Origin of the sequence: Streptomyces sp. NRRL F-525, assembly GCF_000716605.1 — a bacterium.
In the GTDB taxonomy this organism is placed as follows: domain Bacteria; phylum Actinomycetota; class Actinomycetes; order Streptomycetales; family Streptomycetaceae; genus Streptomyces.
In genome coordinates this window covers 18,044-41,429 of record NZ_JNXE01000055.1, presented here as the reverse complement: position 1 = coordinate 41,429, position 23,386 = coordinate 18,044, and the positions used below count along the sequence as shown (strand labels likewise).

22 protein-coding genes and 4 pseudogenes are annotated in these 23,386 nt (G+C 68.4%); 18 read left to right on the top strand and 8 right to left on the bottom strand.

Annotated elements, in window-relative coordinates; translation table 11 throughout:
• Positions 1 to 118 precede the first annotated feature (118 nt).
• On the top strand, positions 119 to 1,396 hold the full coding sequence (locus OO69_RS44760; RefSeq protein WP_158713497.1) for a hypothetical protein: 1,278 nt from the start codon (positions 119 to 121) through the stop codon (positions 1,394 to 1,396).
• Positions 1,397 to 1,727: 331 nt separating this feature from the next.
• Here OO69_RS44760 and OO69_RS50980 read toward each other — a convergent pair.
• A pseudogene (locus OO69_RS50980) lies at positions 1,728 to 2,317 on the bottom strand (transposase); the annotation flags it as partial.
• Between the two features lie 452 nt (positions 2,318 to 2,769).
• Positions 2,770 to 3,414, bottom strand: coding sequence for a TetR/AcrR family transcriptional regulator (locus OO69_RS44750; RefSeq protein WP_033286751.1), 645 nt, complete (start codon positions 3,412 to 3,414; stop codon positions 2,770 to 2,772).
• Positions 3,415 to 3,558: 144 nt separating this feature from the next.
• Here OO69_RS44750 and OO69_RS44745 point away from each other — a divergent pair, with 144 nt between their 5' ends.
• The 6 genes and pseudogenes from OO69_RS44745 to OO69_RS44730 all read left to right on the top strand — a co-directional run bounded on the left by OO69_RS44745 (position 3,559) and on the right by OO69_RS44730 (position 7,226).
• The gene (locus OO69_RS44745) at positions 3,559 to 4,338 is read left to right on the top strand and encodes an SDR family oxidoreductase (RefSeq protein WP_033286750.1); all 780 of its coding nucleotides are present in this window, start codon (positions 3,559 to 3,561) and stop codon (positions 4,336 to 4,338) included.
• Positions 4,335 to 4,811 (top strand): nitroreductase/quinone reductase family protein, encoded by a 477-nt coding sequence (locus OO69_RS44740; protein WP_051801738.1) that lies wholly within the window; start codon positions 4,335 to 4,337, stop codon positions 4,809 to 4,811. The genes OO69_RS44745 and OO69_RS44740 overlap by 4 nt, the downstream gene beginning before the upstream one ends.
• Before the next feature lie 354 nt (positions 4,812 to 5,165).
• The gene (locus OO69_RS44735) at positions 5,166 to 5,960 is read left to right on the top strand and encodes an SDR family oxidoreductase (RefSeq protein ID WP_033286749.1); all 795 of its coding nucleotides are present in this window, start codon (positions 5,166 to 5,168) and stop codon (positions 5,958 to 5,960) included.
• Between the two features lie 48 nt (positions 5,961 to 6,008).
• Positions 6,009 to 6,200 (top strand): annotated as a pseudogene (locus tag OO69_RS50975) (IS5/IS1182 family transposase); the annotation flags it as partial.
• A pseudogene (locus tag OO69_RS54020) lies at positions 6,185 to 6,334 on the top strand (transposase); the annotation flags it as partial. The pseudogenes OO69_RS50975 and OO69_RS54020, both read left to right, overlap by 16 nt.
• Before the next feature lie 154 nt (positions 6,335 to 6,488).
• A complete protein-coding gene (locus OO69_RS44730; protein ID WP_033286748.1) occupies positions 6,489 to 7,226 on the top strand; it encodes a dienelactone hydrolase family protein in 738 nt (245 codons plus the stop codon).
• 220 nt (positions 7,227 to 7,446) lie between these two features.
• Here the strand turns inward: OO69_RS44730 and OO69_RS44725 are convergent, their stop codons facing one another.
• From OO69_RS44725 to OO69_RS44715, 3 genes are read right to left on the bottom strand one after another with little or no spacing between them, the layout of a single operon-like run.
• The gene (locus tag OO69_RS44725) at positions 7,447 to 7,740 is read right to left on the bottom strand and encodes a DUF1330 domain-containing protein (protein ID WP_033286747.1); all 294 of its coding nucleotides are present in this window, start codon (positions 7,738 to 7,740) and stop codon (positions 7,447 to 7,449) included.
• 33 nt (positions 7,741 to 7,773) lie between these two features.
• Positions 7,774 to 9,174 carry an MFS transporter gene (locus tag OO69_RS44720; RefSeq protein WP_033286762.1) on the bottom strand — a complete coding sequence of 467 codons (1,401 nt, stop codon included), beginning with the start codon at positions 9,172 to 9,174 and terminating at the stop codon, positions 7,774 to 7,776.
• A gap of 26 nt (positions 9,175 to 9,200) precedes the next feature.
• Entirely contained in the window at positions 9,201 to 9,659 is a 459-nt protein-coding gene (locus OO69_RS44715; RefSeq protein WP_234444694.1) for a MarR family winged helix-turn-helix transcriptional regulator, read from the bottom strand.
• A 452-nt stretch (positions 9,660 to 10,111) separates the two neighbouring features.
• Between OO69_RS44715 and OO69_RS44710 the strand changes: the two genes are divergently transcribed.
• The 6 genes and pseudogenes from OO69_RS44710 (at position 10,112) to OO69_RS44690 (ending at position 13,843) form a co-directional block, all read left to right on the top strand.
• Positions 10,112 to 10,723 carry a hypothetical protein gene (locus tag OO69_RS44710; protein WP_158713496.1) on the top strand — a complete coding sequence of 204 codons (612 nt, stop codon included), beginning with the start codon at positions 10,112 to 10,114 and terminating at the stop codon, positions 10,721 to 10,723.
• Positions 10,724 to 10,906, top strand: coding sequence for a hypothetical protein (locus OO69_RS44705; RefSeq protein WP_033286744.1), 183 nt, complete (start codon positions 10,724 to 10,726; stop codon positions 10,904 to 10,906).
• Positions 10,876 to 11,688, top strand: a pseudogene (locus OO69_RS53340) (ISL3 family transposase); the annotation flags it as partial. The gene OO69_RS44705 and the pseudogene OO69_RS53340, both read left to right, overlap by 31 nt.
• Positions 11,689 to 11,900: 212 nt before the next feature.
• The gene (locus tag OO69_RS53335) at positions 11,901 to 12,293 is read left to right on the top strand and encodes a hypothetical protein (RefSeq protein WP_234444696.1); all 393 of its coding nucleotides are present in this window, start codon (positions 11,901 to 11,903) and stop codon (positions 12,291 to 12,293) included.
• Positions 12,294 to 12,752: 459 nt separating this feature from the next.
• Positions 12,753 to 13,196 (top strand): nuclear transport factor 2 family protein, encoded by a 444-nt coding sequence (locus OO69_RS44695; RefSeq protein WP_324604587.1) that lies wholly within the window; start codon positions 12,753 to 12,755, stop codon positions 13,194 to 13,196.
• A gap of 101 nt (positions 13,197 to 13,297) precedes the next feature.
• Positions 13,298 to 13,843, top strand: a complete 546-nt coding sequence (locus OO69_RS44690) for a transposase (RefSeq protein WP_267885244.1) — start codon at positions 13,298 to 13,300, stop codon at positions 13,841 to 13,843.
• Positions 13,844 to 13,898: 55 nt separating this feature from the next.
• Here OO69_RS44690 and OO69_RS44685 read toward each other — a convergent pair whose 3' ends face one another.
• Positions 13,899 to 16,160, bottom strand: coding sequence for a CocE/NonD family hydrolase (locus tag OO69_RS44685; protein WP_033286743.1), 2,262 nt, complete (start codon positions 16,158 to 16,160; stop codon positions 13,899 to 13,901).
• Positions 16,161 to 16,531: 371 nt separating this feature from the next.
• A complete protein-coding gene (locus OO69_RS49645; RefSeq protein WP_158713495.1) occupies positions 16,532 to 17,191 on the bottom strand; it encodes a cysteine hydrolase family protein in 660 nt (219 codons plus the stop codon).
• A gap of 214 nt (positions 17,192 to 17,405) precedes the next feature.
• Between OO69_RS49645 and OO69_RS44675 the strand changes: the two genes are divergently transcribed.
• Positions 17,406 to 17,984, top strand: a complete 579-nt coding sequence (locus OO69_RS44675) for a TetR/AcrR family transcriptional regulator (protein WP_078652866.1) — start codon at positions 17,406 to 17,408, stop codon at positions 17,982 to 17,984.
• A gap of 525 nt (positions 17,985 to 18,509) precedes the next feature.
• Here the strand turns inward: OO69_RS44675 and OO69_RS44670 are convergent.
• The gene (locus OO69_RS44670) at positions 18,510 to 19,151 is read right to left on the bottom strand and encodes a hypothetical protein (protein ID WP_033286741.1); all 642 of its coding nucleotides are present in this window, start codon (positions 19,149 to 19,151) and stop codon (positions 18,510 to 18,512) included.
• 106 nt (positions 19,152 to 19,257) lie between these two features.
• On the opposite strand from OO69_RS44670, the gene OO69_RS44665 reads away from it, so the two are divergent.
• From OO69_RS44665 to OO69_RS44650, 4 genes are all read left to right on the top strand, one after another.
• Positions 19,258 to 19,899: a hypothetical protein gene (locus OO69_RS44665; protein ID WP_158713494.1), complete on the top strand. Its 642-nt coding sequence runs from the start codon at positions 19,258 to 19,260 to the stop codon at positions 19,897 to 19,899.
• A gap of 474 nt (positions 19,900 to 20,373) precedes the next feature.
• The gene (locus OO69_RS44660) at positions 20,374 to 21,783 is read left to right on the top strand and encodes a diacylglycerol/lipid kinase family protein (RefSeq protein ID WP_033286739.1); all 1,410 of its coding nucleotides are present in this window, start codon (positions 20,374 to 20,376) and stop codon (positions 21,781 to 21,783) included.
• Positions 21,776 to 22,402: a phosphatase PAP2 family protein gene (locus OO69_RS44655; RefSeq protein WP_051801731.1), complete on the top strand. Its 627-nt coding sequence runs from the start codon at positions 21,776 to 21,778 to the stop codon at positions 22,400 to 22,402. The genes OO69_RS44660 and OO69_RS44655 overlap by 8 nt, the downstream gene beginning before the upstream one ends.
• 147 nt (positions 22,403 to 22,549) lie before the next feature.
• Positions 22,550 to 23,344 carry a transglutaminase domain-containing protein gene (locus OO69_RS44650; RefSeq protein ID WP_033286738.1) on the top strand — a complete coding sequence of 265 codons (795 nt, stop codon included), beginning with the start codon at positions 22,550 to 22,552 and terminating at the stop codon, positions 23,342 to 23,344.
• The last annotated feature ends 42 nt before the right edge of the window (positions 23,345 to 23,386 follow it).

Sequence of the window (23,386 nt, the reverse complement as noted above, 5' to 3'; positions counted from 1 at the left end):
TGAGACGTCGAACACCTCCCTCAACGGCGTAGGGGCCTTGTCCGTTGCGGACGCCGACGTCGTCACCTGATCAGTGGCCACACTGAAACGGCTCAGTGACTTCGGCGTCCCTGTCGCCGTGGAACGCAGTGACGGGGGCCCGGCCCGCAACGTCAGGGTCACCGTGGACACCTCGGGGTTGGACGGCGTCGCCCGGGCGAGCAAGGGCGGCGGCGGGAACTGCACCCAGGACGGCCCGGTGTTCACCTGCCTCTACGGCGACGTGCAGAACGGTGACGGCGAGTCCAACAACCCCTTCACCCTCAACGGCGTGGACGGTGTCGAGCCAGGCGACAACGGGACCGTGACATACACCGTCGTCGCGGACAACGCGGCACCGGTGACCGGGACCACCCGGATGACCGTGGGCGAACCTTCGCTCCACACCCCGGCGGACGGCGAGTCGGTGAAGGCGGTGGCGCCGGGCACGTCCCGGAAAACGACGCCCCGGTTCGCGAACCACAGCCGTTTCACGGCGGAACAGGGTGTCGCGCTCCGTATCACCGCGGACGACGGGCTGCTGCTGACCTCGCGCCCCGACAACTGCTACTTCGACACCTCCTCCACCTCGGCCTGGTGCGAGTTCCCCACCAGGGCCGCACCCCACACGGCCTACCGCACCAATGCCCCGGTCCGCTACACGGCCGCCGCCGGAAAGCTGCTGGGCACCCTCTCCTACACCTGGTCGTCCGAACCCGAGCGTCCCACCGAACTCACGGTGCGCGGCACCGAACCCCCGCTGACCCTGACCAGGACGGCCGACCGCGGCCTCACCGGCGACACCGGGTACGTCAGGGCCACCACCACCGTGCAGGTCGACTACCAGCCGGTGACCGCGACCGTCCGGGGCCGGGTCGGCACCACGGTGACGGTCCGGCTGGGGGTGCGCGACAACGGACCCGGGCGGCCATGGGGTGCGGAGGCACTGGGCCGCTTCGAGGTGGTGCCGCCGGAAGGCACCACGGTGACCTCCATCCCGTACACCTTCGAGGACGATGGCGGCGACTGGGCGTGCACACGGCCGAAGAAGCACGGCGGGGCGTTCGTCTGCGAGATCGGTTACGACGGGTTCTCCGAGGTACGGTACGTAGGAGGGACGACCGTCATCGGGTTCAAGATCCGCATCGACCGCCGGGTCCCCGGCGCGAAGGGCACCATACGCACGTTCAACCCGTTCGACCGGACCCCCGGCAACGACAAGGCGGTCATCGCGTTGGCCGCGTCCCCCGCGCTGCTGGCTCGCGACAGCGCGGCGTTGTGGACCGCCGTCTCCGCCGCTGGGGTCGCCGTGATCGTCACCCTGGCGATCGTCCTCCGGCGCCGCCGCAACAGCGCCGCCGCCGGCGCGAACTCCTGATAGCGCTACAAACTGTCCGCCCCACCTGCGCCGTACAGATGCGCTGCCTGTCCTTGCTCCTGGGCAGCCGGGTCTCCGGCGCCAGAACCCACTACGACCGCGGGCGCGCCCATTGCGCTCGGCGTATTTCCGCACTGCGCGATCTCTTCAACCGCATGATCTGATGCCTGCACGGCTTCATCGACAACCGCGTCCGCGGAGCTTGCCTATGCACCACCGGGCCCGTGACCAGGCCCAACTCGCCGCCGAAACCAGCAGGTTCTTCCCTCGGCGTCAATGTCAGCCACACATCGTCCGCGGCTACTTCGGTGGCCCCACGTGCCCTACACCCTCGAACACGAACCTTGCGGTGTGAGCGGTTGTGCGCCCTTTTCCAGGCTGAGAGTTCGGCTTTGCCTGGTTCACGGCGGTGCGGGATCACCAGGCCGGTGGCGCGGTAGCCGCCGTCAGCGATCACCGTGGTGTTGTCGACGACGGCTTTCGCTCCGGACAACTCGCATGCCTTGCAGTCGTTTGCGGTTGCCGGGCAGAGGTCGCCCAAGCGCGACGACCATCCGGGTATCGGCGTGGATGACGACCTGGTGACTGGTGGAGTACCCGTATTTTTCCGACTGCTCGGCCACCGCGTGGTCGCGTGTGGGGACCAGGGTGCCGTCCACGATGAGCACGGTGTCCTTACGGAATCGTTGGCGCGGCCGCAGTGCGAGCAGGGTGCGAGGCGGTTGATGATGCGGTCGGCCGCAGACTTCGAGATTCGGATCCGCGGCGCGAGCCGGTGCAGCGTCAGGTTCGTGCACCAGGACGCCGCGACCAGCAGGACGCGGTCCTTCAGAGGCCGGCTCGACGGCCGGCTTCGGCGGACCGTGTCCGCCCCTCGTGGCGCAGGGCGGTCACCGGCTTGCCGAGGCGGCGCGGGCTCAGCCCAGTGAACGGGCCTGTCCGGTACGGCTACGACGCCGTGATCGCACCTGTGACGGGAAGATCGTGGCACCGCGCTGCGAACAGCTCTGGACGGAGGCACGCATGGAGACAGACTTGGTCAGTCGTCTGGAAGAGGCGGCGAATCGGTTCGTGGCTCTTCACAGATGAGGGGGTAGCTGCGGGCCTGGCTTGCGGGTCTTGGGCCACCCGATTTTTTTTGCTGTCGTTGGGAGTTTGCGCCCCGAGAGCGCAGACTTGCACGTTTGGGTCCGCTGCTGAGACCTCTTACCGGGCCGTGCTGATGCCAGGCTGATCGAGGTGGGTCAACATCGAGACTCCCTCCTTCGGCGTCCGCCCCGGGATGCCCCGCGAACGCCCTTGGCGCCGTGGTATCGATTGCGTAGGCATGAGGTCCTTTGGTGGCGGTGGGACTCTGTCGCGGTCGGCCGGACTCAGTCGTCGGTGGACGCCCCTGGTCCAGTCGCGGCGTACCGGGCGGCGATGGTGCGGACGGCCTCGTCGACCACCTGGGCGACACGTTCGACGCTCACCTCCCAGCCGGGCACCAGGAGGGTCGGCCAGAAGACGTAGTTGGAGATCATGCCCAGGAACTGGGTGGCTGCGAGGTCCACGTCCTCGATCCGCACCGTTCCCGCCTCGTGCTCAGCCAGGAGGTAGCTGCGTACGGACTCGAAGTAGGGCATCTTCCCGTGCGAGAACTGCGCTTGGGCCAGCTCGGGGAACCGCGGCAGCTCGGCGATGACGATCCTGAACAGGTCGGTCATCTGGGCACGGCCCAGCAGCTCGGCGTAACGGCGACCGATGATGCCGAGCCCGTCGACGACGTTGCCTGTCGGCGGAGGATCCTCCTCGTCGGAGGTCGACCAGGACTCGGTCACGATGGCGTCGAACAGGGCGGCTTTGGTCGGAAACTGCTTGAACAGGGTGGCCCGCGAAACGCCCGAGCACTCCGCGATCCGCGCCAGCGACGTCCGGTCGTAGCCCAACTCGAGAAACAGCGCGGTCGCGGCCGCCACGATCAGCGCGCGCTTCTCCTGGGCGACCCGCTGGTGATACGTCGTCACGACCTTGCTCATGGGCCGAGCATACGAGGTGAGTGGCTTGACTCGCCACTGCCGTCGACCTAGTGTCACGGCGATGGTGAGTGGTCTGGCTCACCACTGGCCGCCGTTCATCACTGGTGATCCCGGTCATTCAGCCACGTACCGAAGGAACATCTGATGCCCCGCTTCGACAACCAGACCGTGCTCGTGACCGGTGGGACCGGCGGCCAGGGCTCGAGCCACGTGCGCGCCTTTCACGCGGAGGGAGCGAACGTGGTGATCGGCGGCGTCGACGCGGAACGCGGCGCCGCTCTCGCCGACGAGCTCGGGACCCGCGCTCGCTTCGTCCGCCTCGACGTCACCGACGAGAGCTCGTGGTCCGCCGCAGTGCTGGCCGCCGAGAGCGCCTTCGGTGCCCTGAACGTGCTCGTCAACAACGCGGGCGTGCAGAATCCGCCTGCGACGATCGAGTACACCGAGCAGTCCACGTGGTCGCGCATCCTCGACGTCAACCTCACCGGCACCTTCCTCGGCATCAAGGCCGCAGCCCCCGCTCTGCGCCGCGCGGCAGGGGGCGCCATCGTCAACATCGCCTCGACCATGGGCCTGGGCGGCACTGCGTACTACGCGCCGTACGTCGCCAGTAAGTGGGCCGTGCGAGGTCTCACGCAAACGGCGGCGATCGAGCTCGGCCGCGACCACATCCGGGTGAACACCATCCACCCCGGCGTGATAGCGACCCCGTTCATCCAGGAACCAGCAGTCGGCGCCACCACGGCGATCGCCGACTTCTACTCACCCGAACCGTTCGCTGTCCCCCGCCTCGGAGAGCCGACCGAGGTCACCCGGCTCCTCTTGTTCCTCACGTCATCGGACGCGTCGTTCATCACGGGGTCGGAGTACGTCATCGACGGTGGACTCCTCCTCGGCCCCGCCCTTCAGACCGAGACCGCGTGAGCACTCCAGACACGACCGGGTCGAACGACTCCGCACGGGACGCGTCTTCGTCCCACCTGCCCGATCACATCCGACGAGCCATCGAGATCACCCCCGCCGCGGGCACCGGGGAACGGATCATCGACATCACGACGCTGGGGCGCCGCACCGGCCGAGCGCGCCGCATCGAGATCTTCTTCTACCGAGCTGCGGCCACCACCTACCTCTGCAGCGGCGCCGGCGGTGCCGCGACCGACTGCCATGCGAACCTTCTCGCCGATCCCGACTTCACCTTCCACCTCAAGAACGGGATCCGTGCGGATCTGCCAGCACGGGCCACGCCTGTGACCGACCCAGCCGAACGGCGGGCCGTGCTGGCGGAGATCGTCGCGGATCTCAATCAGCCCCACGACCCCGGCACTATCCGGCCGACCCGGCACGAAGACTGGGCTGACAGCCGACTGATGCGCATCAGCTTCCGCCATCGGACGTGATCGCGGATCCCTCGGCAGATGACCTGCTCCCAGGGGCTGGGGTGTGGTCGCGGCCAGAGCACGGCTGGGGTCTGCTGCGAAAGTTGATCTCGATCGTTGATGGTCATGTCCTGAGGGACGTTGGGATGTGACGAACGGCCAGTGGGCCCGACTTGAGCCGCTGTTGCCGCGAGGCGTCAAGTCGGACCGTCCGCTCCCTGTGTGGTGACCGGCGCCGCGGGGGCGTCGTACGGGCGAGGGCAGGCGCTGATCCGCTTGCTTGAAGTGCACTCCACGGCCATAGCGTCGAGACAGCGAACCGAACGCCCGACGCGTCGACGCGGCATCCGGCACGACCAACGAGAAAGACGGCAAGTGGTAGACAACCAATTCACAACGCATGCAGAACTCTTCGATCTGCGTGGAAAGCGCGCGCTCGTCACCGGTGGCACCAGAGGCATCGGGATGATGATCGCGCGTGGCCTTCTCCAGGCGGGCGTCCGCGTGGTCATCAGTTCACGCAACGCAGAAGCGTGCGCCAAGGCGCAGGAAGAGCTGTCCACATTCGGTGAGGTGCGGGCGATCCCCGCAGACCTGTCCCGCCACGACGAGTGTCGGCGACTGTCCGACCTCGTCACCGCCGACTCCGAGCGTCTCGACATCCTCGTCAACAACGCGGGCGCCATATGGGACGAGCCGCTGGCGACGTTCCCGGACGCGGCCTGGGACACGGTCGTCGACCTCAACCTGAAGTCGCCGTTCTGGCTGGTCCAGGAGCTGCTGCCCGCACTTCGCAAGGCGGGCACCGCCGACGATCCCGCGCGGATCATCAACATCGGCAGCATCGCCGCCATCCACATCCCCCAGCGCCCCAACTACTCGTACTCCAGCAGCAAGGCCGCACTGCATCAACTCACCAGAGTGCTCGCCAAGGAACTGGGACCGCAGCACGTCACCGTGAACGCGGTGGCGCCGGGACCGTTCCCGTCGGCAATGATGGCTGCGACCCTCGATGAGTTCGGCGAGGCGATCGCGGCGTCGGCCCCCCTAGGCCGGATCGGCCGCGACGACGACATGGCGGGTGTCGCCGTGTTCCTCGCGAGCCGGGCAGGCGCATACCTGACGGGCACCGTGATCCCTGTCGACGGCGGCATCGCCACAACCGCGTAGGCCGCCCAAGGGCGTTGCAGAAGGCCGCAGTCAGCGCATTTTCCTTGTATGCGTGGGGTGTTGAGGGCTGATCCGTTGTGGGTGGGGACGTTCACGGGGCTGCGGATGAAGCAGTGCGAGCGGTTGCGGGAGGTGGGGCGGGAGCGGGGTGGCGATGGGCCGGGTATCGGTCAGCCGTGGTGTCTGCGGCTCGCCGACCGGGTGCTGCTGGTGGCTGTTTACTACCGGCCGAACCCGACCGGCTCACCCCCACCCCAGTCCGCCGGGGGTTCAGAAACCTCCGTCTGAACCTGCCTTGCCCGGCCCGTGCACCCGAACCCAACCGGCCTGGCCCCGGCGGGCCGCTCGGCTCGAAGAACCAGCACCGGGATACGGGGCGCAGGTGCAACGGGTTGGATAGCTGTCGTGGGGTCGAGGTGTGTGGCGGTTCGTGTGAGCCGTCGTCGTATTTGAGGGGGATATTCGGGCTGCTCTGCCAGCGGCAGAACAGCGGCCGGACGGGCTCGACGATCACTACAGTCCCGTCTTGTGACGACGATGACGACGCGTACGGTCGCGTACCCGGCCGACGGTTTGACGATGGTCGGGCATCTCGCGCTCCCGGCCGGTGTCGGCCGTCGGCCCGCGGTGCTGCTCGGACCGGAGGGTATGGGGCTGAGCGACGTCGAGCGCCGCCGGGCCGATGCTCTCGCCGAGCTGGGATATGTGGCGCTGGCCTTCGACCTGCACGGCGGGCGCTATGTGAGCGATCCCGAGGAGATGCTGGCCCGTTGCATGCCTCTGCTCGCTGATCCCGACCGGATGCGGCGCATCGGCCACACGGCACTCGACGAGTTGCGCACCGAGCCGCGGACCGATCCGGACCGGATCGCCGCCATCGGCTACGGCACCGGGGGCGCCATCGCGCTGGAACTCGGCCGCGACGGCGTCAACCTCCGCGCGATCGGGACAGTCAACGCAACGACCACGGGCCGACCGGGCGAGGCAGCGCGCATCCGTTGCCCGGTGTGGGCCGGGGTCGGGTCGGAGGACCCGATCATGCCGCCCGCGCAACGCGAGGCGTTCACCGCTGAGCTGCAGGCCGCGGGCGTCGACTGGCGCCTCTCGGTCTACGGCGGCGCTTTGCACGCCTTCCACCACCCGACGGTCGACCACCCCGTGGTCCCCGGTGTCGGCTACCACCCGCGGCACGCGCAACGAGCCTGGCGCGACGTCGTCGACCTGCTCGCCGAGTGCCTGCCCATGACGGAGGACCTGGGGGCATGACCCGGGCAGACATGCTGGCATCAGGCTTGGTCGGCGTCAGGCCTGGGACGCCTCCTGCTCATCCTGGCGAACCTCGAACTCGACCGCTGACAGACGATCAGGACCCAAGACAGCCGCCCACCACCAGCACGAGCACCCACGAATCCCGCCACACCATCAGCCGCACCAGCGAAAATCAAGATGGTGGATCTTCAGCGATGAAGATGCGACTGGACCTCGGTCAGTCGATGCCTTCGATGATGCGGAAGTCGCGCTCGACGCCGTCAGCAAGTGCGGCCAGCGCCTCCTGGTAGGCCGGACTCTCGCGCGCCGCGACGGCCTGTTCGAAGCTGTCGAACTCGATCAGGATGGTGCGCTCGGCGATTCCGGCGTCATACGCCACCACCCCTCCGCCACGGGAGATGACCCGGCCGCCCCCTGCCTGGACGGCCGCAGGGGCCAGCTTGTTGTACGCGGCCAGCTTCTCAGGGTCTGAAATGGCGCGGTAGACGCTGACCCAGTAGCCCTTGGGCATGGAACCTCCAGTGTTGAGATGAGTGCATCCAACTTACGAGTTGGTCGCGGACGAGCGTCGGCGGGCGAGAGCAAGGCTTGCCAGCGTCGTGATCGCCATGGCACCGATGCCGACCAACGCCACGGTGGTGTAGGCGCTGTCGTCGGGGAAGAGGTGGCCGGGGCCGGTGCCCGCGGCGAGGATCAGGCCGCCGATCGCGCTGCCCAGGGAGTACCCGACGCTGCGGACGGCGTAGTTGAAGCTCATGGCGCTCGACGTCTCGCTCTTGGGGGTGACGGCCAGGATGACGCCGGGCATGGCGGCCGAGAAGCTGCCGACGCCGAAGCCCAGCACGCCCATGGCCGCGAGCAGTTCGGCCAGGTTGGACCGGGCGGTGGCGAACAGGACGAACTCGCCGCCTACGATGACGGCGCTGCCGGCCAGGAGCAGGGGGCCGTCGATCCGTTCACGGACCCACGGAGTGAGCTTGCCGGCGACGAACCCCAGCACGGAGAACGGGATGAGGACCAGCCCCGCCACGAAGGTGGTCAGTCCGAAGCCGTAGCCGGCGCTGTACGGCGTCTGCGCGTAGCGGGTGATGAGCGTGAGCAGGAGGTACATGCCGCTCCCGCCGACGAACATGGCGATGTTCGCCCCGGCGACCGCCGGGTGCCGCACCGCCCGGACGTCGACCAGGGGCGTCTTGGCCAGCAGTTCGGAAACGATCCGGACGCAGAGCAGGAGTACGGCGGCGACGGCAAGGGTCACCGCCACGGCGAGGTGTCGGCTCCACAGGCTCCTCTCGCCGGCCAGGAACAGGACGAGGAGCAATCCACCCGCCAGGACGAGCGCACCGGCCACGTTCATGTCAGCGGAGCGGCCTTCGGGAGCCGCGGGCATGGAGCGCCACGCGGTCACGAAGGCGATGGCGGTGACGAGCAGGCCGAGGCCGTAGGCGGCCCGCAGTCCGCCGAACTCGGCGAGCAGCGCGGCTAGTGGGTAGCCGACGCCGGCTCCGATTATGGAGACCACGGAGATGAGGGCGATTGTGGCCGCGCTGCGCTCCTCGGGCAGATGGTCGCGGGCCACGCCCATCATCAGCGCCGTGAGACCGAGCCCGACACCTTGGGCCGCTCTGCCCACGAGCAGCCAGGCGAACGGCAGCGGAAGCACGGTGAGGGCGCTGTCGGCGACGACGATCGCCAGCGTGGCGAGAATCGTGGCCCGCCGGTGCGGACCGGCTCCGAGCCGGCCGAGGACGGGTGTGGCGACGGCGCCGCTGAGCAGGGCGATGGTCAGCGTCCACTGCGCGCTGTCGAGGGAGACGTGGAACGTGGTCGCCACGCTGGTGATCAGCGGTGTCCCGAGGCTGGCGACCGCGGCCACGACCAGGGCGATGAACGTCAGGGCGGGGACCAGCAGACGTCCCTCGGAACGTATCAGGGCAGTGCTCATGGGCTGGTCATGGGCCTGGGCCGCGGTCACCGGTCCGACTCCTCCCGGGCGTGGCTTTCGAGCTCCGCCAGATGCTGCAGCGCCGGAAGGGCTGCCGCCAAGGCCTCGACCTCGTCACCGGTGAGTTCGTCGATCAACCGCGCGTACGCGTCGACGCCCGCCCGGCGTCGCGTCCGGACGTACGACGCGCCGGCCTCGGTCAGGCACACCAGCGTGACCCGCTTGTCGGACGGATCGCCCTTCCGCTCGACCAGCCCGGATTCCTCCATCACCCGGACCAGGACGGTCATCGCGGGCTGGGTGACGCCCTCGGCCACCGCCAGATCGGTGATCCGTCGAGGGCCGGTCTTGTCCAGGGTGGCCAAGGTGGCGGCGGACGTCAGGCTCATGTCGCGGGGAAGGCGTCTCACGGCCCTGGTGGCCAGACCGTAGAGGGCTGACCCGATGGCATCGGAAGCGCCGTGCGCGGCGTCTCGGCGACTCACGCCTGAAGCATAGCTGCTTTATATGAATCCTTTATGTATCTCTCGATCTGGCGTGCGGCGACGAATCGCGCACCGCAGCTTTGAACACGGTGCACATGTCGATCGCGACCACCTGGCCCCGGCCCGCCAGTGGCAAGTCCGGGCGCCGATCCACGTCGACACACTTGCCTCGATGCGGCCCTCGACCTGCCCCAGCAGCGCGGCACCGCCGACCGGGCGTGGCTACGGCGGCGCGATTCGGGCTCTGGCACAGATCTTGGGGAGCGGTCGCGGAGCGTCACCAGGTCCCCGTCCCGAGCGATTTGGTCCCCGGGGTGGGGCGGGGAAGCCTGCCCGGCTGTATCCCCGCGCTCAGAGCCAGGGAGCCTCGCCCGATGTGTTGTCGGTGGTGGATGCAATGATCGCCGTTGCTGGCGTGAGTGCGCTGGTTTCACGACTCGGGGATGGCTCGTATGGACACGTGGCAGGAGCTTTCGGTGCTGGTGGAGGAGCGGCTGAAGGCCATCTCGCCTGGGGAACGCGGCGTTTTTGCTGCTGGTGTCGCGGAACGGCTCATGAGCTGGCACGAGGGACTGCCCACTGACGAGCAGGCGCCGTTCACGGTGAGCCTTCGTCCCCTGTTGAACTCCGTGTGGGAGGGCGTCCTCGGTGACTCGACGGCCTTCTCGGCGGTGAAGCGCGGTGTCGCCGAGTACATGCTCAGCGAGTACTGCCACAACGACGGCCAGGACGGGCCCGATGATGCAGACGAGTCTGCCGCAGCGGCGACGTTGTATGCCGCGCACGCCTATCTGTTCGGCTGCCACGACTTCGCCACCTGGACCAGTCGCCGGGCGGTGGAGGCCGTTGACCAACACCTTGAGTTCCTGGCCGAGCAGGAAGAAGACGACCTCGTCCCTGATTCGGACGAAGCGCTGACCTCTGAGTTGCAGCGGCAACTGCGGGACCTCGACCTCATCGCGAGCTACTCGAAAGATCTTCGCTATTCCAGCATGGGACTGACCATCGACACTTCGATCCGACTGCGGGTGGAGCTTCGAGCTCCTCTCTCCAGCCGGGCGTGAGTGTCCGAGACTCAGGAGTGGCTCGTCGCCCGCCTTGACCACGGCCACGGCCTCACCTGGCCCGTGCTGATCCGCCATCGCGCCCGAGGCAGCTGGATCCATCCGCTCACCCCGCAACTCGATTGCGGACGGCTGCTCGTGCGTGAGACGGCGTGCGCCGTGCCGGCGAAGAGCGGTTGCTGACGCTCCATCAAGTAGGTGCGGAGCTCCGTACTTTGGAGCGGTCTTCAGTGACGGTTCCGTTCACGCAGGCCGACGCACCGTTCTGGAAAGCGCTCGTGTTCGACGGGATCGACGAGGTGGACGTCGAGGAGGTAGCCACCGCCTTCGGGACGGTCGAGATCGTGGCCAGAGGCAGCAAGGCCGGTGCGGCCTGCCCGGGCTGCGGCCACTGTTCGGAGCGAGTGCACGGCTCCTGTCAGCGCAGACTGCGGGATCTCCCGCTCGGCGAGCGGAGTGTCGTGATCCGGCTGAAGGTCCGGCGCTTCGTCTGTGACACGAGTGCCTGTCTTCGACGCACGTTCGTCGAGCCCTTCACACGGCTGACCTGTCCGTACGCGCGTTTCACCACCCGGCTCGACCGCGTCCTGGAGCGTATCGGGCTCGCACTGGCAGGACGGGCCGGCGCGAGGGTGGCGGCCCAACTGGGCCTCGGTGCCGGGCGGATGACGCTCCTGCGCCGGGTAATGGCCTTGCCGGACCCGCAGTTCAACACGCCGCGGGTCCTTGGGGTCGACGACTTCGCCACCCGCCGCGGCCACTCGTACGTCACCGTGATCACGGACGGCGAACGGCACAAGCCCGTCGATGTCCTGCCCACACGCGAAGCCGCACCGCTGGCGGCCTGGCTCAAGGCACACCCAGGAGTAGAAGTGATCTGCAGGGACCGTGCGGGCGCTTACGCCGAGGGCGCCGCGCTCGGCGCCCCGGACGCGCTGCAAGTCGCGGACCGGTTTCATATCCTTCAAAACCTCGGCCAGGCCGTCGAGAAGTGCGTCGCGGCGGATCGCGACTGCCTGCGCACCGCTGTCCCTCCACCGGACCGCGAGTCCACCGGCACACGGACTTTCGACAGCAAGGCCGAGCGGCCCGTCACCGTAGTGCCGACCGGCCGTCGAGCGGAGCGGATGCGGGTCCATCACGCCCTGGTCCATGGCCTGTTGAGCGAAGGTTGGGCTTGCGGGCCATCGCCCGCCACCAGGGTTGGGGACGCCATACCGTCCAGCGGTACGCACGGGCCGCCCGCTGGCAGGACATGGTCACCGGACGCCGAACCCGTCCCAGCCGCCTCGACGTGCACCGGCCCCACCTGCAACGACGCATCGACGAAACCAATGGCACGATCACCATCAAGGAACTGCGCGAAGAACTCGCCGGCTGCGGCGACCAGGTGCCCTACACCAGCCTGCGGGACTGGGCCCGCAGGCGCCTGGAGTGGCCCGACGCACCTGTTCCGGCCGCTGCGGGGCCATCGGTGCAGACCGTCGTCGGCTGGATCACCCGCCACCCCGACACCCTCACCGAAGAAGAAACCACCGGGCTCAAGGCCGTTCTCGACGCCTGCCTCTAGCTGCATCAAACCCACAACCTCGTACGCGACTTCGCCCAGATACTCGCCCGACGCACCGGCGCTGACCTACCGGTCTGGATCAGCGCCGCCCGCACCTCACGGCTTCCCGGAATCACTGGATTCGCTCACGGGCTCACCACCGACCTGGAAGCCGCGATCGCCAGACTCACCGTGTACTGGAACTCCGGCGGCACTAACCTCGGGTTTTCACGAGCGGTGCCGTCTACCGCTTGCTCAGAGACGCGAGAAGTGCTCCTGACCTGCAACGGTGAGACCTGTGGAGGGTCCTGGCCGTTGCTGTCGAAGGAGCACTTCCCAGGTGAAGACCGCATGTCCGTGTCCAGCGCCACGGGGGGAATCGGACGGGTGGGGTGCTGCTGGTCGAGACAGTCCGCAGTACGGGCCCGCGTCCGGCGATAATGATCGTCAGCTGCCTGTGCGTATCACTTGGGGGGTCTTGTGAGTCTGAGTCCGCGCGAGGTGTTTCTCCAGCTTGTTCATGGGGTCGCCGACGGGAACTCGAGCGAGTTGCCGGACCTGTATGGCGAGGTCACCGATGTCCGGCATCCGATGGCGACGCCGGAGTCCGAGCCGTTGACGAGTCGGCGTGCGCTTCGGGAGCACTTCACGGTGCCGCCGGAAGTTCGGGAGTCCTTGCCGAAGAGGAGTGTCGTCGATGTCGTCGTTCACGAGACCGTCGATCCTGAAGTGATCGTCGCCGAGTTCGCCTACGAGTTCACGTTGCCGGACGATTCCAGGTCCAAGGTGCCCTGCGTCTTCGTCATGCGTGTGCGGGACGGTCAGATCATCGAGTCTCGCGACTACATCGACCCGATCCGTACGTACACGGCACGCGGGGACCTGGACCGCCTCCTCGCGTCGTTGCGCAAGGGTGTTTCCTAACCTCGCGCTTTCACATGGCAGAGCGTCAGGTAGGTGATCAGAAACGCGGAGAGTGCTCCTGACCTGCAACGATAGGACTCGTCTAGGGTCCAGGTCGTCGCGTGGTGGTCTCCCAGGCCGGCGGTGTGCTGCTTGTGGAGACGATCCGCAAGGGCGGCCCGGACAGGGCGATACCGGCGGCGTCGGCGCCGTGGCGCAAGGCGCGGGCGGTGCATGATCCAGGCAAGGTCCTGCTTGATGTGGCGCTCGCCCTCGCGCTGGGCGGGGACTGCCTGGCGGATGTGGGCATGCTTCGGGCCGAGCCTGCGGTGTTGGGGCCGGTGGCCGCCGATCCGACGGTGTCCCGGTCGATCGACACCCTCGCGTCGGGCGGGGATCGAGCCCTGACGGCGATCCGTACTGCCCGGGCCGAAGTACGTGAACACGTCCGGACGTTGGCCGGTCAGGCAGCTCCGGATGCCGACGGTCAGGTGACCGCGGACCTGGACGGGGTGCTCGTCATCGCACACTCCGAGAAGCAGGATGCGGCCGCGACCTGGAAGAAGACCTTCGGACACCACCGGCTGGTGGGGTTCGTCGACCACGGCCGGGGCGGGTCCGGCGAACCCGTGGCCGGTCTGCTGCGGCGCCGAGATGTGTACACCTGACGAGGAATCCAGCACTGGGGTCGAGCCCGAGTTCCAGCAGCGACCTACGGTGGTGTCAATTGACGATCGGCAGTTGCACGTAGCCCAGGCGGGATGGTCCCGTGTGCACTCTGTTGACGGTTCCGTCGTGGTAGGTGGGGTCGTAGGCGTGGTGCGTGCCGTGTGCGACGCCGTCGTAGGGCTGCACGTCGACGCGGATGCGTTGGCCTTTCCTGAGCAGTCCGGTGCTGGGGATCAACTCGATTTCGACCTCGACCTCCTCGTCCGGGACGAGCTCGGTGTAGTCGGCTTTGCGGTGGGTGTGTTTGACGGTGTAGTTCGTGCTGCGTTCTTCGTCGATCTTCCGATGTGAGGCTTTCAGCCAGCCCTTCATGAGAGGAATGGGGCGATCGCCGAAGCCGCTCGTGGCGAATCCGGTGAAGTCGACTTCGCGGCCTACCTCGTCGATGACCCGTATCGACACGTAGATGTCCATGTCGTGGCTGGTGGACGAGACCGTCAAGCCGACTCTGCCGTATCCGGCGAGGATCGCGTCGGCCGCCAGCGGCGCGCTGAGGAACGAGATGCCGGTCGCGCGCGGATCGGACCGGGCCGAGGCGGCGTCGACGCGCAGGGCCGCTCCACGGGCAGGGGGAACCAGCGCGATCTCAGCGGGATACGCCTGCTGCGCCGAGGCGGTCGGCTCGTTTGTCTCCAGCCGGAGGAACTGTCGTTCTCCGGCCGGATGGGCTGTCTGTGCGGAAGAGGTGTCGAGGTACCAGCGGCGGTACTCGGTGCGGGCGAGGGGCCACTCGTTCTCGTGAACGACGAGCGCGGCGCCGTTGCCGGACCGGATCTCCAGGCGCACGGGCGGGGCCGCCATGATGTCGTTGTCGATCCCCTTGAGCCAGTGGTCGAAGAACGCTTTGTGGGCGGCGACGGTCTCCTCGGCGTAGGACTTCTGGAACCAGTCGTCCCAGAGGTCGAGCTTCTTGCTGGCGGTCGGTGTGGCCAAGTAGACGTTGCTGCCGCCGAGTTGGTGGAAGTGGGCGGAGTGCGTGGTGGCGGCGACTGCCCAGAGGGGGACGGTGACGTCCGTCAGGTCGGGGCTCATGAAGACAGCGGCCCGTGGTCCGAAAACGGCGTCCGGGTCGGTGTCGCGGAAGGGGCTGTCCTGCAGCGTTTGGATGAAGTCCGCGATGTCGGGCGTTCCCACGACCGCGGGGTCGATCCCGGACGCCTTCCAGACGTGCCAGAACTGCTCGTTGAAGATTCCGCCGTTGTAGGCGACCTCCTCGTAGAGGTCCACGTCGGTGCCGATGGCGATCATCGCTTTGAGGTGCCCGGGCTTGAGGCTGGCGGCCTGGTGCTGGCTCATCGCGAGGTAGGACATTCCCCAGGTTCCGACGTTGCCGTTCGACCAGGGTTGAACGCCGGCCCACTCGATGCAGTCGCGAAGAGCCTCGGCTCCGGCGATCCCCCAGGGGGCGAGCTGTCCGGGGTTGTTGCCGGCGCCGGGCATGTCCGTTCGTACGACCGCATATCCGTCGGGGACCCAGGAGGCGGTGTTGACCGTTTCGTGGTTCTCGAACGGCTGCCCGCCGGGATTGCCGCAGAAGTAGTCGTCCTCCATGAGCTCGTGCTCTTCGAGGTCGGCAACGGTCGCGATGGAGTGGTGGTTGAACGCTTTGCCGTAGGGCCCCGAGCTGATGACGACCGGGCTGGTGCCTGGCCGGTCGGGCCGGAAAACGTCCGCGAGGACGTGTTCGCCGTTCCGCAGCGGGATCTTGACGTCGCGGAACCGCAGGATGCCCATCGCGTTGCGGCGCACTTCATTGCGGGCGTTCGCCGGCGTGCACAGAGTTCGCGGGCCGGTGTCCTCGAAGACTCCGGCTTCGTTCAGATCCCGCAGGAGCTGAGTGATGACGGGGTCGTCGGTGAACGCCTGGAGCTTGTCGGCGACGGCGGTGCCCGCGAAGTCGGCGTCGTGCCGGAAGTCGATGTGCCGGCGGCCGATGATGTCGTGGACCTCCGGTGCGATCTGTGTCCCGTGGTCCCGGACGTTCTTCCGGCCGAGGGTGAACACGAATCGGGCGATGTTCGTCAGCCCGGGGTCGCGCAGCTTGGCGACATCGCCGTCTGTACGGGCGACGATCTGCGCCAGGTTCACCCGGGAGCGGGCGGAGACGTTGCCGATGGGTGTCGCCCCGACGAGGAAGGCGACCCGCTTTCCCGCCTCGTACAGGAATTCACCTTGGGCGCCCGTGAGCCCCTGGTGAGTGGGGGTTTCGTACTTGAGACCGGTGATCGGGCCGGCCAGGAAACCTGTCTGCGTCATGGGTTCTTCCTCAGGGGTGCAGGACGGGAAGTTGGAGGGAGGAGGCGTGGCCTACGGGGAAGGGGGCGATCCCGTCGACGATGTAGGGGTGTGAACCGCAGCACTGAGTGGCGTGTTCATCAGTGCGCGCGGCCGAGGGGATCGCGTGGGTTCCCCGTTTCCCGGCCGGCAGTGCTTTCCCGGCCATGCCGAGAGCGACCGACGAGCCGGCTGTGCGGGACGCAGCCCGGTGGCTCGACGCGAAACCATCGCAGGCCGGGTTCGTCTGGCTTCTGCAGCACGCGCAGGACACCCGTTCGTGGCGGGTTGAGAAGGATCGCGATTCCCGAATGGGCGGCGTACGTGCTGCCGTGGGCGGCACCCGCCACACGTCAGTTGGCAGACGTCTCCGAAACGCTCCTGATCAAATCCTCGGTCGTGATCACCTGCCCAACGAGATAGTCCATCCGTGCGATCGAGAAATCATGTGCGAGTTCGGCTGAGTACGTGCCGATCGGCTGCGAAGCCGTGGCATCGGCCAGCACCGCGACACGGATCCCGGCCATGCTCAGCCCGTCGACGGTCGTCTGGACGCAGATCGGGGTCGTAAGGCCCCCGACGACGGCGGTGTCGAAACCGTGGTTTCTGAGAACCTCAAGCAGGTTGCTGCCGGCGACGGCGCTGAAACCGAGCTTGCGGATCAGGATGTCGCCGTCCTCGACGAGGTCCGGATAGAAGGACGCGCCGACGCTTCCCTCCATGAGCGCCGACCGTGACTCCGGAACGCTCTCTCCCTTGTAGAAAGTGGTGTGGACGTGAATGACGATGCCTCCCGCCGCGCGCCACTGGGTGGCGAGTTCGCTGAACCTCTCGACGGCGGCCTCCGCGTGCGGCACGTGCTCCCAGCTCCCGTTGCCGAAGGCGAGCTGGAAATCGACGCTGACGAGTGCGGTGCGCGCCGGGGTGAGGTCGTAACTGACGGGAACGCCAGGAATCTTGCTCATGGGAACGCCGACGCCCCTGCTCTCAGGGGTGGACTGCGCTTCTGTCATTGGTCCGCCTTCACGATGTCGGGATGTGACCGTCGGGCAGGTCGACATGCCAGGACCGCCGCTCGACGAACCCCGGCCGGCGGCCTCCGGTCCCGGAGCGGAGGTGTGTCGCTCCTCCTGGTGTCGGGATCTCTGATCGAACTCTCGCTTCGACACCATACGGAATGATCAATCTGTTTGGCTAGGGGGATTCGGCGGCGGTTAGGCTGCTTCCATGCCCCGACTGAGTGAGGCGTCGCGCCTGCGGCGACGCGATGACATCGCAGCGGCCGCTATGCGGTGCTTCGCGCGCGATGGGTTCTCGAGCACTTCAATGGCGGACATCATCCGCGAGGCGGGCTCCTCCGCCGGTTCCGTGTACTCCAACTTCGAGAACAAATCCGAACTCGTCCGGTACGCGGCCTCCAGCGCGCTCCGCGACCTCATCGCGAGAGTCACCGCGGAGCTGCCGTCGGAACGCACCCCGTCGAGCGTGCTCCTCAACCTTCTGCGGGCGAGCGCCGATCGGACACATGCGCAGACTCTGCTTCAGATCTGGGCCGAGGCTCCCCGGGACCCGGTGCTCGCGGAGGTCGCACAGCAGAGCACGCTCGAGTTGCGTGCCCTGGTGGCGGCCCTGCTCATGCCGTGGTGTCGGGAGAACGCGTCGATCTCGGCTCCCGCGGAGCCCGATGCGCTCGCCGATGCGGTTCTCACCGCCCTGCAGGGATTCCTTGTGCGGCTGACGATCGATCGCGACATCGACCCCGAGATCCTCGCCGACCGTGTGGTCGCGGTATTCCCCCGTCCCTGATTCGCCTCGGACCGCGCGACGCATCCACCTCTCTGCTTGCGGAATGAATGCTCTGTTTGAGTGGTCGTGCTCACTCCCGCGCAATGTGGCGGGGTGGAGCGCTCTGCGTGAGCGGGGTGATCCGCAGAGGAGGTTCCACTGCGTGGGCGCCGCCGCGCACGGGCGTTCTCGGTCGGCGGTCAGCCGGGTCCGGCGGGGTGAGCGGGGCAACGGCGACGGCGACGCCGGGCAGCGGGCGGATGCCGGCGGCCGCGGAGGCCTTGGCGAAGCGGACCGTGCCCGCGACGGTGTTCCGGTTGCTGCATCGGCTGGGTCGCTCGCGGGAGGCTGCGGCCGCCCGCCGCCCGCCGCCCGCCGCCCGCCGCCAGGTGTTGGAGTTGATGGGGAGCGACGCCGAGCGCGCGTTCCTGGCCGAACGCCTGGCCGGTCCGCACGAGGCATGGTTGCCAGGTGGACTGGATCGTCCACGGGGCCCATTCGAAGTCGCGCCGCGGCCCTCGGTGCATCCCGGCTCGGTGTCGCGCGTCAGCGGTGGTCGACGTAGGTGACGAGCCCGGCGGCGTTCAGGCCCAGTGTGCATCCGTGGCGGAAGGCTTCGTGGCGCATGCCCGGGGTGTGCTGCGCGTCGGTCATCGCGTACACCCCGCGGATCCCCAGTTCCACGCCGCACAGGCACACGACGTAGCCGTGACGCAGGGCGGCGGCCTCCCACTCGGGGTCGTACGGAACCCAGGTCCGGGAGTAGATCTCGCCGTCGGGTGTCCGCAGTTCCAGCCGGGAGTAGGTGTCGCCGTAGTGCTTCGTCAGCTTTGGCTGTTCGTCGGGTATCTCGTGCAGCTCCCATCCGGGGGGCGAGGGCAGGTCGCAGAAGACCTCGGGCGGTAGGCGCCTCATGCCGAACAGGATGGCGCCTTCGAGCTGCGGTTCCTCGGGTATCTCGTCGGGCGGGGTTCCCTTCGGCACGATGTACCCGAAGTAGCCCACGCCCCGGGCCTTCCTGAACTCGAAGAGGGCAACGGGCAGGCGGGGTGTCTGTGCGGGATGGATGGTGATTGAGCCTTCCGCGGTCTCCAGGCCCCCCAGCACGCACTCGAGCTGCAGCGCGGGGTCGTCGCAGAACAGGGTCCGCCCAAGGTCGTCGACCTGTTCGAACTGATGCCAGCTCATCTTCTGCAGCCCTCCGGTCGGTTGCCGTTCCGCGTCCGCGAAGTGGACGACTTAATGTTGAACCATCCTATTGAAGGATCGTTGAACAATCCATACCTTGGAACGCGTGAGCGTGGAGGAAGCAGGCAACGGGCGGACAGGCATGGGCCGGCGAGCAATGGTGGGGGCCGCGAGCACCGGCGCGGCGTTGGCGCTGTGGGCGATCACGCGTCTGATCGGGCACACGGTCTACGTCGCGCACACCCAGTGGATCGAGGTGCTGGGCGTGCTGGCGATCCTCGGCTGCGTGTTCCTGAGCACAGGGCGCCTGAACATCCGGTGGCCGCTGTGCGCGGTGTGCCTCTTCGGGGTGCTGATCCTCCAGCACCTGGAGCTGAATCAGCAGGCACTGCACCGGCACGGGCGTACCGAACACGTCAGAGTCCGGCAGATCCAGTGGACCGCCGGTGACGGCATGGGTGACAGCGCCCACCTCTACACGGTCACCGTCATCGACGGTCCGCCGCTGGCTCCGATCGAGGAGAACGGGCTCCTGGGCTGGAAGTGGGTGGTGGGCGGCACGTACACGGTGACCGTCGATCCGCAGGGCATTGCCCCGCTCAGGCGGGGGGACAGGCCCGGGCCTCCGGTGATCCAGCAGTCGCTGCAGGTCCCCCTCGGCCTCGGCCTGACCTTCGCTCTGTGGCGGCCCGCAAGCCTGCTCCTGCGCCGACAACGCGTCCCGCCCGCCGGACCCGCCCAGCCGTAGGGGCTGTGATCGAGCGGCGGTCCGGCGTCGACCATCGCACCGGTTCCGGTCCGGGGAGTGTGGATGGTCGCCGACGGCCCGCCGCCCGCGGACTGAACCGCAAGATCAGCGACTGGCGGCTTTTGAGCTGACCTCGGCGATCCCCCCAGTGGGCCCTTGAGCGCAATTGATGAACCCGAACCGCATGGCGTCGCCGGGCACGGAGACCTCGTATCCGCCCGATCCGGCAGGGCGGAGCGTCGGATCCGGTGTCGGGCAGGGTCGGTGCGACCCGGCCTGTAGGCTTGATCCACTTTGCCTGGCATGTCGCTTCGTGGCCTGCACACGAGCCGCCGACCGCGCCCGGTCGAGGACGAGGCGGGGCACACCGCGTAGGTTTCACGGACACCGGCATGAATCACCGGTGTCACGGACAGACGGAGAACCCGCCGCGCGATCGCGGACGTCCGCTTCATGCATGACGGGGAATCGACATTGAACGAGACCAGAACGACGCGTGAGACGAAACGCCACGGACCCGACACGGGTCTCGGCTCGGCGAGAGCCCTGGCCCGTCTCGCTCTGCTGTGCATCGCGGGAGCGGTGGCCGCGGTGGTGGCCGGCACCAACCATTGGTTCGTCCTGCTGCTGGGCCTGGCGGGTCTGGGACTGGCCGGCGCGGGCCTGTGGTGGGCGTTGGCGCACCGCGGATTCGCCCGGTTCCTCGGTGCCCTTCTGGCGATCACCGCACCCGTCGGCGTCCTGGTGCTGTACGCCGTGTCAGGCCTGTGGTTGGTCGCGGTGATCGCCCTCGCGGCGTGGACGGCCGCGCTCGGCTGCGCGCGCAGTGCCCTGCGCCGGCTGCGCAAGCCGCACGGCATGCACACCCGCACGGTGCGCCCGCCCCGCCGGGCCGTGCTGATCATGAATCCGAAGTCGGGTGGCGGGAAGGTCGTGCAGTACGGGCTCGTGGAGCGGGCCGAGGCACTGGGCGCGCGAGTGATCCTGCTCGACCTCGACACGGATCCGGATCCGGTGGCACTGGCCCGGCAGGCCGTGGCCGAAGGAGCCGACCTGCTCGGTGTGGCCGGCGGCGACGGCACCCAGGCCCTGGTGGCGGGTGTGGCCGCCGAACACGGACTGCCGTTCATGGTCGTGACGGCCGGCACCCGCAACCACTTCGCCATGGACCTCGGCCTGGACCGGGACGATCCGGTGAGCAGCCTGGACGCGCTCTCGGACGGAGTGGAACTCCGCGTCGACCTCGGGGACATCGCCGGCCGGCCGTTCGTCAACACCGCCTCGTTCGGTACGTACGCGCATATCGTGCAGAGCCCCGACTACCGCGACGCCAAAGCGGTCACCGCGCTCGACCAGTTGCCGGACCTGCTGGCGGGCGAGGCGGGCGCCGTACTCAATGCCCGGGTCGACGAAGAGCGGTTGGAGGCTCCACAGGCGGTGCTGGTCAGCAACAACCCCTACGCGCGGGCCGACCCGCTGACCGGTGGCCGCAGGGAGCGGCTCGACACGGGCGAGCTCGGCGTGATCGCGGTCCGGGTCGGGGGCGCCGTACAGGCCGCCGAACTGGCGCTGTTGGGGGAGCGGGCCAGCGGCATGACGGTCCTGACGTCCCGCAGGGTCGTCGTGGAGTCCGACGAGGAGACGATCCCGGTGGCCGTGGACGGTGAGGCGCTCGTCCTGCCCGCGCCCGTCGTGTGCTCCATACGGCCCGGCGTGCTGCGGGTCCGCGTGCCACGGGAACGTCCCGGGGCACCGTACGTCGCACCGACCGTCGACTGGTACCGCGTCATGCGCCTCGCCTTCGACCTGTCGCCCCGCGCACGCGAGAGCCACGACCGATCAGCCCCCTCACGCGACAAGAACCAGGAGCAGAGCGATGATTGACCGTCGGACTCGGCAGCAGCAGGTACCGCAGGGCCTGTTGCGCGACCTCGCCAGCCTCGACCAGGCCCTCTACGAGGCCGTGACGGTCACCAGCACACCCGCCCTGGACTCGGCGCTGCGCCGACTGTCCGCGGCGGCCGACCACTCCAAGATCTCCCTTCTGATCGCCGCCAGCCTGGCCCTGCGCCCCGGCCGCTCCCGCCGCGCCGCGGTGCTCGGCGTGGCAGCGATCGGCGTCGCGTCCACCACGGCCAACCTCCTGGGCAAGCGTCTTGTACGGCGGCCGCGCCCGCACCGTGCCGAGGACTCGCCGTTCCCGGGTCGGCACGTCCCCATGCCGGCGTCCGCGTCGTTCCCCTCCGGTCACACGGCGTCCGCCGTCGCCTTCGCCGCGGCGGTCGGGCCCGCGTTCCCGGCCGTCACGATCCCTCTCGGACTGCTGGCCTGCGCCGTGGGCTACTCGCGTGTTCACACCGGGGTGCACTACCCGGGCGACGTGGTCGCCGGTGCCGTCCTCGGAACGGGCGCGGCCGCGGCCGTCCTGGCGGCGGCCGCACACTGGGACGGCTCGGCCGACGGCAGGGCTGCGCGCCTGACCTGTGGCTCTTCTGCCCGGTGAGCGCCCGTCGTCCGGGCGCACGGGCGTCCGGACGGCAGGCATCTCCCGATACGCGGATCACCTCACCCTGTAGTTGAACGCGTTCAAAAATGCTGCCATGATGGGTCTCGTCATCCGGGGAGGATGCCGGGGGAGAGGATCACCGTCATGACGAGCTCACTTCTCATGCCGCGAGGTCGTGTCCGCACACGTGGCTCAGACATGGGAGAAGCGGCGGGCAGCACGGCTCCGACGCGGATTCTCGACTGGCGGCATCCGGACGTCTCGTCCCTGCTGCGCCGTCTCGACCTGCCGACGGACACGGAAGACGCCTCGGAAGCCCGCCGGACGGCGGCCCTGCGGCAGGCCCACCGATGGATCGCCACGGCCGTGCGGCCGGTGTACTCGGTGCAGGACGAGCGACCCGTCTCGGCGGTGCTGCGCCGCGGACGGGGCTCGTGCAGTCAGCGGCTGGCGGTGCTGGAGGCGGTCGCGCGGGCGACCGGAGTGGCCACGCGCGTGCGCGGCCTGTTGGTCGACGGCAGCTTCTGGTACCCGCGCTTCCCCCGGGTCCATCGGCTGGTCCCGCACCAAGTCGTGCTCGCATGGCCGGAGTTCCACATGGAAGGTCCGCCGCAGAACGGCCGTCCCACCGCATCGTGGCTAACGGTCTCGGAACTCTTCGGAGACCTCGACGAGTTGAACGGATCCAGCGGCGGCGGCTTCACCAACACCGGCCCGGAGACACTCTTCGAGGCACTGTCCCGGACGGCGATCGACTGGGACGGCACGACGGTCTGCCCGGCCACCGGTCCCGCGTGCGACCTCTCGGCCTACGTCCTGACAGACCTGGGCCATTTCGACTCACGTGACGCACTCTTCGCCCAGCACGGCCAGAGCCTCTGCGGAACGGCGAGACTGCTGGCCGAACCCGTCATGAGCCGCCGTTCGGCAGGGGCCTGAGAGCTCACGGCGAATCGACACGGGGGTGCTCGCCGCCGGGAG

What these genes read in the sequence shown, in the direction of transcription:
- OO69_RS44720 (WP_033286762.1), bottom strand. Translation starts at nt 9,174, where the DNA reads ATGAGCACTGCCCTGATACGTTCCGAGGGACGTCTGCTGGTCCCCGCC.
- OO69_RS44750 (WP_033286751.1), bottom strand. Translation starts at nt 3,414, where the DNA reads ATGAGCAAGGTCGTGACGACGTATCACCAGCGGGTCGCCCAGGAGAAG.
- OO69_RS44655 (WP_051801731.1), top strand. Translation starts at nt 21,776, where the DNA reads ATGATTGACCGTCGGACTCGGCAGCAGCAGGTACCGCAGGGCCTGTTG.
- OO69_RS44685 (WP_033286743.1), bottom strand. Translation starts at nt 16,160, where the DNA reads ATGACGCAGACAGGTTTCCTGGCCGGCCCGATCACCGGTCTCAAGTAC.
- OO69_RS44675 (WP_078652866.1), top strand. Translation starts at nt 17,406, where the DNA reads ATGCCCCGACTGAGTGAGGCGTCGCGCCTGCGGCGACGCGATGACATC.
- OO69_RS44745 (WP_033286750.1), top strand. Translation starts at nt 3,559, where the DNA reads ATGCCCCGCTTCGACAACCAGACCGTGCTCGTGACCGGTGGGACCGGC.
- OO69_RS44670 (WP_033286741.1), bottom strand. Translation starts at nt 19,151, where the DNA reads ATGAGCTGGCATCAGTTCGAACAGGTCGACGACCTTGGGCGGACCCTG.
- OO69_RS44650 (WP_033286738.1), top strand. Translation starts at nt 22,550, where the DNA reads ATGACGAGCTCACTTCTCATGCCGCGAGGTCGTGTCCGCACACGTGGC.
- OO69_RS49645 (WP_158713495.1), bottom strand. Translation starts at nt 17,191, where the DNA reads ATGACAGAAGCGCAGTCCACCCCTGAGAGCAGGGGCGTCGGCGTTCCC.
- OO69_RS44710 (WP_158713496.1), top strand. Translation starts at nt 10,112, where the DNA reads ATGGACACGTGGCAGGAGCTTTCGGTGCTGGTGGAGGAGCGGCTGAAG.
- OO69_RS44725 (WP_033286747.1), bottom strand. Translation starts at nt 7,740, where the DNA reads ATGCCCAAGGGCTACTGGGTCAGCGTCTACCGCGCCATTTCAGACCCT.